Here is a 13,613-nt window from a genome sequence, read left to right on the forward strand (position 1 = left end):
TCTTCGCGTTGGCCGGACGGTACGACTCTTGCAGGCAAAGGATGGCGCGCGGCAGCGCATTGTGCCTATCCTGACTATTCCGACAAGTAAAAGGAGAACCCGATGACTTTGATCATCTATCTCGTGGGCTGGCTCATTCTGATCGGCGGCGTGTCGTGGGCGCTCGTCGCCATGCACGTGGCGCAACACACCATCGCCATCGTGGCCGTGATTCTGCTGGGAATCGCCGTCATCACGGGCGCCACGCGGGCGCGCAACCGCGACCGTTCGTAGCGTCCTGCAAGGCGAGCGCCGCGCAGCATCGCGCGCGGCGCTTCCTGTCTCAGGTCACGACACGCGCGTTGAGCGCGTCCTGAATCAGCGTGACGAGTTCGTCCGGGTGCGCGGGCTTGGTCATGAAGTGCTGAAAGCCCTCCCCGATGCTACGTAATCGGTACTCGTCGCCGTCGTGCCCGGTGAGCGCGATGGCGACCGAAGGCGGCAGATTCCCGCGTATTTCGTGGTCGCGCAAACGTTGGATAAGGTAGAAACCGTCCATTCCAGGAAGGTCGAGATCGCAGATCACCGCATCGGGCAGCACACGGGTCGCGGTTTCCGCGCCGTCTTCGGCGTCGGCCACGGCGACGACTTGCGCGCCTTCTTCTTCCAGCAACATCTGCAGTGATTCCCTGCTTTCGGGATCGTCTTCGATGAGTACGATCCGCGCATGCCCCAGTCTTGCCACTTCGTTCATCATGTTCTTTTCAACTGCCTAAAACGGAATTCTCGCGCACGGTCTCCACGGCTCGCCGCTTCACTACCTTCTGCCGACCGTCGCGCGCTTGCGTGGCGATTGACAGAAAATCGCGGCGGGAATTCCGGACGCACCGTATTTTTCGCCGCGCGTGCGCCGGTGCTGAACGTCTCGCGGTGTCCGGGCACCCGTCGGCGTGAAATGCTGCCCGGCCGCCGTGTCCCAGCAATTCTTATCGAGCAAAAAACGGACCGACGTACGTTTTAGCCCCGTCAGGCGGCGCATCGCGCGTATTTCGGACGTATTTGCCTGCACCGTTACGGCACATTCGCCGGTAATTCCGGCATGCGCCGCGCCCGTTCTACCGTCAGACGTTTGCATACTGTTCGACGCGCGGCGCGCTTGTCTGCACCAAGGCCCGGTATTCCGTCGGCGTGATGCCGACGGTCGCCTTGAACTGGCGCGTGAAGGCGCTGTGGTCCGTGTAGCCGCAGAGCGCGGCGACATCGGTCACTTTGTCGTGCGTCACCAAGAGCGCGGTGGCGGCATCGAGCCGCGTCTTGAGCAGCACTTGCCGCGGCGTCAGATGGAAGACTTTGTGGAAGTACCGCTCGAGCTGCGCGATGGACATGTCGGCCATTCTGGCGAGGTCTCGCATATTGAGCGGCTGCACGTAGTTTTCCTGAATGTGCTGCACGACGGCCGCCAGCCGGCTATACGCCGGGTGCGTGCTTTCGGCCGCCTGCAAGTCGCGCGAAATGCCGGCCAACCCGACGATACGCCCCTCTGCATCGTGCAGCGGCTGCTTGCAGGTCATGCACCAGCCGGGCTCGCGTCCGGGGTAGAGATGCAGTTCCAGCTGATCGATCAGTTGCACGCCCTGCGCGATGATCGCCTGATCCTGCGCCGTGTAGATCCGCCCGAAGCGGCGCGGAAACACGTCTTCGGCGGTCTTGCCGATGAGCGCGGTTTTGTCGTCCTTGTGACCGCAGCGCCGCGCGAGCGTGCTGTTGACCATGGCGTAACGCGCTTCGCGGTCCTTCACGAAGAACACGATATCGGGCATGGCGTCGAACACCGGCGCGAGCAGCGCGAAATGCGCGAGCATGTTCTGCAAGGCGGAGGTACGGGGCGACGCGATGCCCTCGAACGCGCGAGGCGAGGCGCTGCCGGCAAGGGGTGCGGTCGTGTTCATCGGTGCTTCGGGGCGCGCAAGTCGGAATGGCGCCGATTATAGAGGCGCTAAAACGACGCCAATATTGGCGCTCTCCCCACTATGTTTTCGGTGACGCGGGTCATCGGACGATTGGTCGATGCTTCGGTAGGCGCATCGCGCCGGCTTGCCGTCCGAAGCGGCAGGCGACGTTAGCCCAAGTTGACGCTCCTCGCGTGTGCCGAGGACTGCTGATACGAGGTTCGCTCGCGATGCAGGGTGAACGAATCGGAAGGCGGTATCGCGACGAGTCTTCCGAAAGACTGCATGCCAAGGAGCAAGCAGCTCCGTGCCTTCGGCGTACCTCTAGCCGACCTTGTACGAAAGAATTCGCGGCACGCCGTTATCGACTGCGCCGAGCGGTGCTGCTCGGTGTCCTCTGCTTCGCACAGGCTCGTGAGTCGTGTCGGGCGCTCGCGTGGCAACGAGTGCCTTTGCGCCGAGTGGCAAGCGGTCTCGCGGCCTGCGTCGTCGACTGCGATATCGACGATGCACCCGGCACCGCGCGATGCTTAGGGCTCAGCGGCGGCCACCTCGCGATGCCCGCCGCCTTAAAGAGCCCTTATTCCCTTCTTCCGGTCTCCCGCGCCGGCTCTTGGCCCTCGGCCGTCGCATGCTCCGACGGCAACTCTCATCGCCCTCATGAAGTGCTAAACGGCTGAGCGCATTGGGAAATTCCGCTCGCGCGAAGGCTCGTGGACACCCTCAGGCCCACGCTTTGCGAGAAGTCAAGCGTTCTGGTGACTATGTGCGCTAGCAGCCGGTCAGGATCGCCGCGATCCGGCCTAATGACGAAAGCAGCAGGCGCACGGACGGGTCACCGTTCGGCCAGCCTGCCCTCCGGGGAAGGTCCCAAGGTCCGTTGAGAACCAAGCAAAAAGGGATTGCCATGACCAAGCACATCAACAAACATTCCGTACCGCGCCGCGAGGCCTTTCGTTGCAGCGGCCAGCAACTCGACGCCATTATGCGGTTCGCCGAAGAGCGCAAGCTCGACGAACGCCCGCTGCAATGGGTCGTCGCGCAATACTGCCGGGCGCGCGCAAAAGCCGCTTGACGGCCACCATTACTACTGTCCCGATAGCACGCGCTGTTTGAGCACCCAGATGGCCGTCGGCACCGCGTAGTACGCGCTCACGTTGCCCGTGACCAGCTTGCCCGTAAGCTGAACGCGCGCGTTCTCGCCGGGCTCCGCGTCGATGATCTGCACCGCCGACACATTCGACTGCTGCCGTCCGCCCTGCCCGCTGCCCGCGTTGACGACGCACACCGGACTCGCCAGCGAGAGCACCCACGCAGGCTTTGCCCCCGCGTCGGTCTGATGCGTGGCCTGACGCGTCACCGTGCCTTCGAGCGTGACGATATCGCCGTCGGCGTAGCACTGCGCCGCCCACGCCGGACCCGCGCCCGCTGCCGACAGCACGAAGATCCACGCGCACGCTTTCGCCGTCATTCGGGCCTCGCGAGGGGCGCGCCGCTGGCGGCACGCGGAGTCTGAAAGAAGGTAGACACTTTAGGCGATCCGCGTTGGGGTCGCAACCCGGCAAAATTGCCAGTGCGTCGCCGCTCAAAGGTCCACCCGTGCGGGAACGGCCGTTGCTCCATTTGTCTTACGATCAACACACGCGCACGTATCGCCAGGCGCCGTCGTTCGATCCCGGTCAGCGACGCCCGCCCGCGATAACGGCGCGAACAGGCGGCCTGCGCGTGCGCGGGCCGACGGAGGGCGACGATGCATCAGACGGCAAACCAGACGAATCAGGTAATCGTAGGCGTGTTCGACTCGTATCGCGACGGACACGAGGCGCTGCGCGCGCTGCAAACTGCGGGACTGTCGCGAGACGACGCGCATCTGTATCGCGCGGGCCACGGCGACGCGCAACTCAAAGCGCTCGCGATGCCGTCGCATGAAGAAGACGAGGCCGAGTACGTCGCGCATGGCGAACATCAGGGCGTGGTCGGCGCGCACAACCGCTTCGCTGTGCGCGAGCCGCTCGCGCCGCGGCCGCCCGCACCTGCCGCATCCGACGACAGTTGCCGCGAACGCACGCTGCTCATCATCCGTATGACCGACGACATCAAGCCCGGCGCGATCGGCGACATGCTGCACGAGCACGGCGCAGTTGCCGTGAAGGACCCGGCCGGTCACTGGCGCTTTTCTCCTTACCGAAACCGCGCGCGGGCTTAAAGCGCGGCGTTCGTGGCTCTAATGCATGCGCCGGTGCCTGGTCCCGGCGCCAGCCGTGCCCGCTTCGCCGGATGACGTCGAATCGCGCTCGGCCTGATCGGCTTCTTCCTCTTCCGCTTCCTGCTGCGCAAGACGCACCGCCTCCTGTGCCGCCGCCGCGCGCAGCGCTCGACATTGCGCGGAATGCCGCAACGTGGCGAGCAGACGCACCATCTCTCTTGGTCGGGCTCTCATCGTCATCTCCCCGCCGCAGTGTTGAGAAATTACTTTAAGTGTAGCGGTAGTCTGCGGATGGCAAAGCCGTTCGCGCGAACAATTGCGTGCGGCGTTCAGCTTTTCACGAAGGCGCGGACGAACGCAAACTCATTCAGAATGAACCGTCCAGTACATTTTTAGCAAAGTGACCTCGGCACAACAGCCGCTCGCGGAAGCTGACTGTCGCCTTGCCAGGTTTTGTCGATGTACGCAGAATGGAAGCAACGGCTTAAAAGTGCCGTCCTGATCCACGGATGATCAACCGGCGAACACTCGATGGCGACTTTAGAGGGCAAAGCACGGTACGCGGTGGCTGCGGACAACGCCGGCGCCGGCATCGCGGTCATGATTCTCACCACGGCCGCCTTCGCGGCAAGCGATTCCACTGTCAAGCTGATCGGCGCCGCGGTGCCGGTCGTCGCGCTGCTGTGGGTGCGCTATCTGTTTCAGATGATCGTGCTTGGCGTCTGGCAGGCGCGACGCGGCGCGTTCGGCCTCTTTCGCACCTTCCACACCGGCAGTCTTAAACTGCAAATCGTCCGCGCGCTGCTGCTGCTGACGAACTCGGCATGCACGTTTGCCGCCCTGCGCTACTTGCCGCTTCCCGTCACCACGTCCCTCGCGATGCTCGCGCCGCTGATCTCGACGCTGCTCGCCGCGCTCGTCCTGAAGGACCACGTCTCGCGCGGAAAATGGGCGATGGTCGTGCTCGGTTTCGTCGGCATGTTGTTGATCGTGCGGCCGGGTGGCAGCGATTTCACCTGGTCGGTGATCTTGCCGATCGGTTCGGCGACGAGCTTCGCGTGCTTCCAGGTGGTATCGAGCCACCTGTCGCGCGTAGACGACGCCATCACGACGAATTTCCTGACCGCGCTCGTCGCGACGGTCGTGCTGTGCGCGCTGGTCTGGGCCGATCAGGCGCGGCTGCTGCCTGAACTTGCGCACGTCGGCGCCGGCAGTTGGCTTCTCGTCGCGTTCATGGCGACGATGGCAACCGGCGGCCAATTGCTGATGCTTCAGGCCTTGCGGCGCGCGCCCCTCGCGGTGCTCATGCCCTTTTCGTACGCGCAGCTCGCGTTCGCGTCGTGCTTTAGCTGGCTGCTGTTCGGACAAGTGCCCGACGTGTGGATGACGGCCGGCATGTGCGTGATTGCCGCGAGCGGAATCGGCACGGTGCTCATGCACAACCGCAAATAAGCGGCGGACCGACGCCCGCCGGTTCCTAGAAGCAACGTTTCAGGAGACGTGCGTCTGGCCGGTGCAGAGCCAATGCACGTCGACATCGAGCGCATGAGCGATGCGGTTGAATGCGTGAAGCGGCGGCACCGTAATGCCGCGCCGCCAGAACTGCACGTCGTGTTCGCTCGCATCGACCCATTTGGCCGCTTTGGCGGAGCTTACGTTGGCGCGTTGCATCGCGCGGTCGAGTCGCGCGGCCATTGCGCGCCGCAGGGTGTTGTCTTCGTGACTACGTTCAAGGTGTCCGATGGTTTGGGTATGTCGGCCCATGTTGCTTCAACTCTCTCGTTTTATATTTTCGCCGTTCAGCGCCGGCTGATATTCGCGCAGGTCGGAATCATACGAAGTCACGGTGACGGCTCAGTGACAGTGATTCCGCGCTGCGTGTTGCAAAACGCAGGGCCGAATTCTTTCAAGCGGCAAGGGGAAGCGTCAAGTGGGGAAATAACGCATCGGCGCTTGAGCGCCTCGGTGTTTACCCTTCTCCGACCCTAAACGGTTCTCGTCGTTAATACGGACGATCGTGCAATTAAATTGCCTGCGAATTACATCAGCGTTTAATACCGATTAATGTAAGCCGAGTTCACCCGCGCAATTAGGCGATTATCGCGATACCTGAAGATGGGAATTGACAGGCATTATCTTTTCTCTAGAATGAGTCGTTCGCTGCGCTGCACAATCACGTAATTGAAGCAACTTCTAATGGAGTCCAGCATGAGCAGTCTTGCGCCAGAAACCTTTCTCGCGACCCAGCGGGCCGGCTTGGATGCCACCTTCGGATTCGCCACTCAGGCGGTTCAGGGCTTCGAAAAATTGATCGAACTGAACGTTCGCACATTGCGGACCGCTTTCTCGGAGCAGCAGGAATTCATCGGCAAGAGCTTCTCCGTCCGCGATATTCAGGAGTTTTTCGCCGTTCAGAACGCCCGCATGCAAGCGAACGCGCAGCGCGCGCAAGCCTATTGGCAGGACGTGAACGAAATCGCTACTGGCGTGCGCGGCGCCTACATGCAAGCGACGCAGGACCAGCTGGAGAAGTCGCAGCGCAACGCGCAGGCGATCGTCGAAAGCCTCGTCACGAGCGCGCCGCTCGGCAGCGAGGCGGTCGTGTCGGCGTGGAGATCCGTCGTCGATTCCGCCACGCAATCAGCCAACTCGGCCTACGAAGCGGCGCGCACTTCGACGCGCCAGGTCGTGGAGGCCGCGCAGACCGAGGCGAGCGCAACCGCGACCGCCAGCTTGCCGACGCCGCCCGCCGTGCGCGTCGTCTCGAACAAGCCGGCCGGCACGAAGAAGTAAGCATCAACTAAGCATCGCGCGCGAGGCGGACGCGCTCCGCTTCGCGGGCTAGCGTGAAAAGGCGGTGAGCACGAGTTCGTGCGAATGGCCGATCCAGACCGCCGAATCGCGATGGTCGCGCAGATCGTCGCCCGTGTTCGGATGCATGAACACATCCAGTTCGCCGTGATTCAGCGCGAGCCATTCGAGCATCGCCGTCAGTCGCTCGCTGCCGAATCCGAGCTGAAAAGACCATAGCGGATGAGGTCCGACCGGACGTTCGTGAAAGCGGCCGAGCGTCAGCGCGCCGCTTTCGATGTCGCCGGCGAACCGCTCTGCGATCACCTGCCGAAACTGCCATGCGGCGTCGCGGCTCGGGGCGTCGAAATAGACATGCGCATGCCAGCCTGATACCGCGGGCGCGTTGTCGGGTGCCATCGTTCGATCCATCCGTCGCGAGTCGAGAGACGTCCGATTCTAATACGCGCCGCCGCCGCTGCTGCTCCCGCTGGACGAGCGGTTGTACGATGCGCCGCCGCCGTCCGTCTGACAACCGGCAAGTGCGGCCGTCACCAGCGCCAGAGCGACCACGACGATTCTTGCGAACTTCATAGATGCCTCCGTTCGTTGGACGGCGATCTCGATCGACGCCGCATCCACTGAACGCGCCGCCGGAGCCGGTTATTCCGCATGCTAGACTACTGTACATGCGTACAGTTTCCGAGCCCGCCTACACCGTCGCCGTGCGCGCGCTCTGCGAGTTCACCGCGAAGCAAGGCGATCTCGACCTGCGCTTCACACCGACGCCCACGGCGCAAGAAGGCGTGGCGGGCCACGTCACCGTCACGAGCCGCCGCCCGGCGGGTTATCTGAAGGAAATCGCGCTGTCCGAAGACTACGGCCCGCTGCGCGTGGGCGGCCGGGCGGATGGCTACGATCCCGCGCTGAACCGGCTCGAAGAAATCAAGACGCATCGCGGCAAGCTCGATTCCATGCCGCAGAATCATCGGCATCTGCATTGGGCGCAGGCGCGCGTCTACGGCCATCTCATGTGTCGCAAGCTCGGACTCGATAGCATCGAAATCGCGCTCGTGTATTTCGATATCGTCGATCAGACGGAGACCGCGCTCGCGGAGACTGTGACCGCCGAAGCGCTCAAAGAACATTTCAGCGCCCAATGCCAGCGGTTCATCGCGTGGGCGGAGCAAGAAGTGCGGCATCGCGCGGCGCGAGATGCGGCCCTTTCCGGGCTCGTCTTTCCGCACGGCGAGTTCCGGCCCGGACAGCGGGCGCTCGCCGAAGCGGTGTATCGCGCGGCGGTGTCCGGCCGATGCGTCGTCGCGGAAGCGCCGACGGGCATCGGCAAGACGATCGGCACGCTGTTTCCGCTGCTCAAGGCGTGGCCCGCGCAGCAGCTCGACAAGATTTACTTTCTGACCGCGAAAAGCGCGGGCCGTCAGCTGGCGCTCGACGCCCTCTCGACGCTCGCCGCGTCCGCGCCCAAGTCACTGCGCGTGGTCGAACTCGTCGCGCGCGACAAGGCGTGCGAGCATCCGGACCGCTCGTGTCACGGCGAGTCATGCCCGCTGGCGCGCGGCTTCTACGATCGCCTGCCGGCTGCCCGCGCCGCCGCGCTAGAACGGGCGCATCTGGATCGCGCGTCGGTGGCGGATGCGGCGCGCGAGCACGCCGTCTGTCCGTACTACCTGAGTCAGGAATTGACGCGCTGGGCGGACGTGATCGTCGGCGACTACAACTATTACTTCGATACGAGTGCCATGCTTTTTGCGCTCGCGGAGGCAAATCGCTGGCGCGTGGCCGTGCTCGTCGACGAGGCGCATAACCTCGTCGAACGGGCGCGCGGCATGTATTCGGCGTCGCTCGATCAGGCCGCTTTCAACGCCATGCGCCGCAGCGCGCCGCCCTTCTTCAAGCGGATGCTGGCGCGCGTCGGCCGCAGTTTCAGCGACGCGAGCCGCGATCAACTGGCGGCGGGCATCGACTACGCGGCGCACGACGAGCCGCCCGCGGCGCTTTTGAGCGCGCTCGGACACGCGATCTCGGCGCTCACGGAGACGATGGCCGAGCAGCCGGACACTTTCACGCCCGAAGTGCTGCGCTTTTATTTCGACGCGCTGCACTTCACGCGCATCGCCGAGCGTTTCGGCACGCATTCGATCTTCGACATCACGCTGTCCGGCAAAGGCCGCGCGGTGTTCTGCCTGCGCAACGTGATTCCCGGCCCGCATCTCGCGCCGCGCTTCGCCCGCGCCCATAGCGTCGCGCTCTTTTCGGCGACGCTCACGCCCGCGCACTACTACGCCGATACGCTCGGCCTGCCCGCGACGACCGTGCGCATCGACGTCGAATCGCCGTTCACCGCCGATCAACTCGATGTGCGCGCCGTCGCTGACGTATCGACGCGCTTTCGCGACCGCGAACGATCCGTCGACCGCATCGCGGACCTGATCGCCGCTCAGTACGTCCGCGCGCCGGGCAACTATCTGAGCTTCTTCAGCAGCTTCGACTATCTCGCGCAAGTGGCGTCGGCGCTCGAACGGCGCCATCCGTCGATCGTCTGCTGGCAACAGTCCCGTGGCATGAGCGAGGCCGACCAGCACGCGTTCCTCGCCCGCTTCGAACCGGACGGGCGCGGCATCGGCTTCGCGGTGCTCGGCGGCGCGTTCGGCGAGGCGATCGATCTGCCGGGAACGCGGCTCATCGGCGCATTCGTCGCGACGCTGGGGCTGCCGCAACTGAACGTGGTGAACGAGCAACTAAAGGCGCGCATGCACGCGGCATTCGGCGACGGCTACGCCTACACCTATCTTTTTCCCGGCTTGCAGAAGGTCGTGCAGGCAGCCGGCCGCGTAATTCGCGGCCCGCAAGATCGCGGCGTGCTGTATCTGATCGACGACCGTTTCGCCCGCGCCGACGTGCGGCGCCTCCTGCCGGCGTGGTGGGACGTCAAGCTGCTGCGCGAGCGGGACTCAGCGGGCATCGCTCTTGCTGATTGACGGCACCCCATGAGCTGCGGCTGTCCGAAGCCCGGCCACACATAAGGAGAAGCCCGATGTCCACCGCACAAGAACCGCTCGACGCGCTCAAGATTCTCGAAGAAGACCATCGCGCTGTCGAACAGTTGTTCGAAGCCTTCGACCGCGCGCCGAAAGACGACCTCGAACGCAAGTCGACGCTCGTTCAGCGCGCCTGCGAGCTGCTGACCATTCACGCGATCGTCGAAGAAGAACTGCTCTATCCGGCCGCGCGCGAAGCCTTCGGCAGCGACGACGAGAAGATCGATGTCGAGGAAGCCTACGTCGAGCACTTCCTCGTCAAGACGCTGATCGAGAAGTTCACGCAACTGAAGGCCGGCGACGAAGGCTTCGACGCGACCTTCCGCGTGCTGAAGGAAAACGTGATGCATCACGTCGAGGAAGAGGAGTCGGAGCTCTTCAAGGAAATTCGCAAGACGAAGCTGGACGTCGCGGCGCTCGGCCAGAAGATCGAGGCGCGCAAGACGGAGTTGCAGAACCGCATCACCGAAGTCGCGACGCCGCGCTGAATGGCGCAGCAAGACCCGGAGTGTGCGGGCGGCGCGTGAGGCGCACAGTGGGCCCTGGCACACGCACATCCGGAGTAACTGCATGAAGGCGATGGACAGCGCGCTCGCGACCGATGCGAGCGCGGACATTCCCGGGCGCATCGACGCGCTCGACTGGAACGATCTCGGCACGCAACTCGACTGCCAGGGCTCGGCCGTTGCGCCGGGCCTTTTTTCGCGCGACGAATGCGCGGCGCTCGCCGCGCTGTACGACGACGACGCGCGCTTTCGCAGCCGGGTGGTGATGGAACGGCACAGCTTCGGACGCGGCGAGTACAAGTACTTCGGGTATCCGTTGCCCGACGTGCTCCATGCCGTGCGCGGCGCGGCCTACCGGCATCTGGCGCCAATCGCGAATCGCTGGAACGAGGTCATGCGCATCGAGACGCGCTATCCGGACGAACACGCGGCGTTCATCGAGCGATGCCATCGCGCGGGCCAGACGCGCCCGACGCCGCTGCTCCTTCGCTACGTGCCGGGCGACTACAACTGCCTGCATCAGGACCTATACGGCGAGCATGTCTTCCCGATTCAGATGGCGATTCTGCTCTCCGCGCCGGGACGCGACTTCACCGGCGGCGAGTTCGTGATGACGGAACAGCGGCCGCGCATGCAGTCGCGCGTGGAAGTGGTGCCGCTCGCGCAAGGCGACGCGGTGTTCTTCGCCGTGCATCAACGGCCGGTGAACGGTACGCGCGGCGTGTATCGCGTGAACATGCGGCACGGCGTGAGCCGCCTGCGGTCAGGCAAGCGGCACATGCTGGGCGTGATCTTTCACGACGCGCGTTGAGGCGCGAAGGCGAGCGCGAGCGCTCTATTCGTTCTCGTCGAAGTAATGTCCGAAGCGCGCCTGCTTCGTCTTGATGTAGCGCTCGTTCTCTTCGCGCATTGGAATGGCGAGTGCCACGCGCTCGCTCACGGGGATGTCGTGGCGCAGGAGCGTGTCGAACTTCGACGGGTTATTGCTCATCAGCCGCACCGACTTCACGTTCATCGCGCGCAGGATGGCGGCGGCGGAGTCGTACTCGCGGGCGTCGTCGGGAAGGCCTAAGTGCAGGTTGGCATCGACCGTATCCAGCCCCTGCTCCTGCAACGCATACGCGCGAATCTTGTTCGCGAGGCCGATGCCGCGCCCTTCGTGACCGCGCAGATACAGCAAGATGCCGCGGCTTTCAGCGGCGATATAGCGCAGCGCGAGGTCGAGCTGCTCGCCGCAGTCGCAGCGATACGAGCCGAACACGTCGCCGGTCACGCATTCGGAATGCAGGCGCGTGAGCACCGATTCGCCGTTGCTCACGTCGCCCATCACGAACGCGATGTGCTCGACATCCGTCTCCTTCACGCGATAAACGTACGAACCGAAGGTGCCGTAGCGCGTCGGAATGGTGGCGGTCGCGGCCAGTTCGACGTCCGCGCATTCGGCGCATTCGCCGAAGCGGTGATGAGAGTTCTGTACGTCCAGCGAGGGAGAAGCGGTTTTCATAGTCAATCAGCGAGTCCACGATGCCGGGAACGGCGGCAGATGCGCCGCGCAGGCCCGGCATGTCATGGTAAGGCCCATCGGGAAAGTTTGCAGATTGTCGCACGGCGCGCGCCGGCTTTACTCATTTCCCCTATCGGCAACTCACGCCGGATTCTCGAACGTGCCGGGACTGCGGTCCGTCGCGCGCCATTCGGGCTTGCGCACCGGATCGGCCTTCTTCAGCGCCTCGCGCACGCCCGCTGCGTCGAGGTCCGCCGTGTAGACGGGCGTCGCGGGCTGCTGACGCCACGAGTCGTCGATTTCGCCGTTGTCGACCGCATCGAATCCGATCTCGTCGATCAGCTTCATCACGATGGTCTTCGCGCGATGGTCGTCGCCCGATACCGGCAGCGCGATGCGCCCCGGCGTGCCCGCCGGCTTGCCGTTCTTGCGCAGATGCGCCGCGTAGATGTTGTTGAACGCCTTCACCACCGGCCGGCCGATCTGCTGTTCGACCCAGCGGCTTTCCGGCATGCCCTTCTCGATCTCCTCGATGCGCCCGTCGCGCTGCTGCGGATAGTAGTTGCCGGTATCGACCACGACGACGTTCTCTGGAACGCCCGCGAACAGATTCTTCGGCAGATCCGGCACTTTCGACTCCGGAATCGTCACGACGATGAGTTCCGCGCCCTTCACCGCGTCGCGCACCTCGACGGCGGTCGCGCCGGTGGTCCGCTCGACGTCGCGCAGCGAGTCCGGCCCGCGCGAGTTGGCAATGTTCACGTCGTGGCCGCACTTCGTGAAATGCTCGGCCAGAACCTGTCCGATGTTTCCCGCTCCAATGATTCCGATCTTCATGAACACCCCTTGATGGACGATTGAGACAGAACCGCTTCGCAAGCCAGATGCCGCCGGATGCCGCAGGGTGGCAACGGGTGGATCGACACAATAGCCCAGATCAATTAGAATGATAAAATCAATCCACTTCCAAGGATTGATAGTTTTAGTTCATAATCCATTCACTCCTTCAACAACACAGCTAGAGGAATCTGCTAAATGCCGATCATCAACAGCCAAGTCAAGCCGTTCAAGGCCACCGCTTATCACAACGGCGATTTCGTGACCATCACCGACGAAAACCTGAAGGGCAAGTGGTCCGTGTTCGTGTTCTATCCGGCCGACTTCACCTTCGTCTGCCCGACGGAACTCGGCGATCTGGCTGATCGTTACGAAGAATTCAAGAAGCTGGGCGTCGAAATCTACGGCGTTTCGACCGACACGCACTTCACGCACAAGGCATGGCACGACACGTCGGAAACGATCGCCAAGATCCAGTATCCGATGATCGGCGACCCGACGCTCGCGATCTCGCGCAACTTCGACGTGCTGATCGAGGAAGAAGGCCTGGCGCTGCGCGGCACGTTCGTGATCAACCCGGAAGGCGAGATCAAGCTGTGCGAAATCCACGACAACGGCATCGGCCGTGACGCAGGCGAGCTGCTGCGCAAGGTGCAGGCCGCGCAATACGTCGCAGCGCACCCGGGCGAAGTTTGCCCCGCCAAGTGGACGCCGGGCGCTGAAACGCTGACGCCGTCGCTGGACCTCATCGGCAAGATCTAAGCCTCGTCATTCGACGAGCGC

18 protein-coding genes are annotated in these 13,613 nt (G+C 63.8%); 9 read left to right on the top strand and 9 right to left on the bottom strand.

The features are described from left to right. Positions 1-102: 102 nt before the first annotated feature. A complete protein-coding gene (locus HWX53_RS14590) occupies positions 103-273 on the top strand; it encodes a hypothetical protein (RefSeq protein WP_175941955.1) in 171 nt (56 codons plus the stop codon). A 49-nt stretch (positions 274-322) separates the two neighbouring features. On the opposite strand, the gene HWX53_RS14595 is transcribed toward HWX53_RS14590, so the two are convergent. Both HWX53_RS14595 and HWX53_RS14600 read right to left on the bottom strand, forming a co-directional pair. Beyond that, on the bottom strand, positions 323-736 hold the full coding sequence (locus tag HWX53_RS14595) for a response regulator (protein WP_175941956.1): 414 nt from the start codon (positions 734-736) through the stop codon (positions 323-325). 364 nt (positions 737-1,100) lie between these two features. Further along, complete coding sequence (locus HWX53_RS14600; RefSeq protein WP_175942449.1) at positions 1,101-1,841, bottom strand: AraC family transcriptional regulator; 741 nt, start codon at positions 1,839-1,841, stop codon at positions 1,101-1,103. A 994-nt stretch (positions 1,842-2,835) separates the two neighbouring features. Between HWX53_RS14600 and HWX53_RS14605 the strand changes: the two genes are divergently transcribed. Next, positions 2,836-3,003 carry a hypothetical protein gene (locus HWX53_RS14605; protein WP_175941958.1) on the top strand — a complete coding sequence of 56 codons (168 nt, stop codon included), beginning with the start codon at positions 2,836-2,838 and terminating at the stop codon, positions 3,001-3,003. 12 nt (positions 3,004-3,015) lie between these two features. Here the strand turns inward: HWX53_RS14605 and HWX53_RS14610 are convergent, their stop codons facing one another. After that, positions 3,016-3,399: a hypothetical protein gene (locus HWX53_RS14610; protein WP_175941959.1), complete on the bottom strand. Its 384-nt coding sequence runs from the start codon at positions 3,397-3,399 to the stop codon at positions 3,016-3,018. A 279-nt stretch (positions 3,400-3,678) separates the two neighbouring features. Between HWX53_RS14610 and HWX53_RS14615 the strand changes: the two genes are divergently transcribed. Further along, positions 3,679-4,134, top strand: a complete 456-nt coding sequence (locus HWX53_RS14615; RefSeq protein ID WP_175941961.1) for a hypothetical protein — start codon at positions 3,679-3,681, stop codon at positions 4,132-4,134. 18 nt (positions 4,135-4,152) lie between these two features. On the opposite strand, the gene HWX53_RS14620 is transcribed toward HWX53_RS14615, so the two are convergent. Then, entirely contained in the window at positions 4,153-4,368 is a 216-nt protein-coding gene (locus tag HWX53_RS14620) for a hypothetical protein (protein WP_175941963.1), read from the bottom strand. A 297-nt stretch (positions 4,369-4,665) separates the two neighbouring features. Here HWX53_RS14620 and HWX53_RS14625 point away from each other — a divergent pair, with 297 nt between their 5' ends. Further along, positions 4,666-5,586, top strand: coding sequence for a DMT family transporter (locus HWX53_RS14625; protein WP_175941964.1), 921 nt, complete (start codon positions 4,666-4,668; stop codon positions 5,584-5,586). Between the two features lie 39 nt (positions 5,587-5,625). On the opposite strand, the gene HWX53_RS14630 is transcribed toward HWX53_RS14625, so the two are convergent. Beyond that, complete coding sequence (locus tag HWX53_RS14630; protein ID WP_175941966.1) at positions 5,626-5,898, bottom strand: XRE family transcriptional regulator; 273 nt, start codon at positions 5,896-5,898, stop codon at positions 5,626-5,628. Positions 5,899-6,342: 444 nt separating this feature from the next. Between HWX53_RS14630 and HWX53_RS14635 the strand changes: the two genes are divergently transcribed. Beyond that, the gene (locus HWX53_RS14635) at positions 6,343-6,927 is read left to right on the top strand and encodes a phasin family protein (protein WP_244140116.1); all 585 of its coding nucleotides are present in this window, start codon (positions 6,343-6,345) and stop codon (positions 6,925-6,927) included. Between the two features lie 48 nt (positions 6,928-6,975). On the opposite strand, the gene HWX53_RS14640 is transcribed toward HWX53_RS14635, so the two are convergent. Both HWX53_RS14640 and HWX53_RS27915 read right to left on the bottom strand, forming a co-directional pair. Beyond that, positions 6,976-7,344 carry a DOPA 4,5-dioxygenase family protein gene (locus HWX53_RS14640; protein ID WP_175941969.1) on the bottom strand — a complete coding sequence of 123 codons (369 nt, stop codon included), beginning with the start codon at positions 7,342-7,344 and terminating at the stop codon, positions 6,976-6,978. A gap of 39 nt (positions 7,345-7,383) precedes the next feature. Continuing rightward, complete coding sequence (locus HWX53_RS27915) at positions 7,384-7,518, bottom strand: hypothetical protein (protein ID WP_279612495.1); 135 nt, start codon at positions 7,516-7,518, stop codon at positions 7,384-7,386. A gap of 95 nt (positions 7,519-7,613) precedes the next feature. Between HWX53_RS27915 and HWX53_RS14645 the strand changes: the two genes are divergently transcribed. The 3 genes from HWX53_RS14645 (at position 7,614) to HWX53_RS14655 (ending at position 11,300) form a co-directional block, all read left to right on the top strand. Then, the gene (locus tag HWX53_RS14645; protein ID WP_175941972.1) at positions 7,614-9,923 is read left to right on the top strand and encodes an ATP-dependent DNA helicase; all 2,310 of its coding nucleotides are present in this window, start codon (positions 7,614-7,616) and stop codon (positions 9,921-9,923) included. A 56-nt stretch (positions 9,924-9,979) separates the two neighbouring features. Then, positions 9,980-10,471, top strand: a complete 492-nt coding sequence (locus HWX53_RS14650) for a hemerythrin domain-containing protein (protein WP_175941974.1) — start codon at positions 9,980-9,982, stop codon at positions 10,469-10,471. Between the two features lie 82 nt (positions 10,472-10,553). Beyond that, on the top strand, positions 10,554-11,300 hold the full coding sequence (locus tag HWX53_RS14655) for a 2OG-Fe(II) oxygenase (protein ID WP_175941976.1): 747 nt from the start codon (positions 10,554-10,556) through the stop codon (positions 11,298-11,300). A 24-nt stretch (positions 11,301-11,324) separates the two neighbouring features. On the opposite strand, the gene ribA is transcribed toward HWX53_RS14655, so the two are convergent. Together ribA and HWX53_RS14665 are read right to left on the bottom strand one after the other, a co-directional pair. Then, entirely contained in the window at positions 11,325-11,993 is a 669-nt protein-coding gene (gene ribA / locus HWX53_RS14660; protein WP_241269937.1) for a GTP cyclohydrolase II, read from the bottom strand. A gap of 141 nt (positions 11,994-12,134) precedes the next feature. Further along, positions 12,135-12,830 carry an NAD(P)-binding domain-containing protein gene (locus HWX53_RS14665; RefSeq protein WP_175941978.1) on the bottom strand — a complete coding sequence of 232 codons (696 nt, stop codon included), beginning with the start codon at positions 12,828-12,830 and terminating at the stop codon, positions 12,135-12,137. Between the two features lie 198 nt (positions 12,831-13,028). Here HWX53_RS14665 and ahpC point away from each other — a divergent pair, with 198 nt between their 5' ends. Continuing rightward, complete coding sequence (ahpC, locus tag HWX53_RS14670) at positions 13,029-13,592, top strand: alkyl hydroperoxide reductase subunit C (protein WP_175941980.1); 564 nt, start codon at positions 13,029-13,031, stop codon at positions 13,590-13,592. Positions 13,593-13,613: the final 21 nt, after the last annotated feature.

Origin of the sequence: Caballeronia sp. BCC1704, from assembly GCF_902833455.1 — a bacterium.
In the GTDB taxonomy this organism is placed as follows: Bacteria; Pseudomonadota; Gammaproteobacteria; order Burkholderiales; family Burkholderiaceae; genus Caballeronia.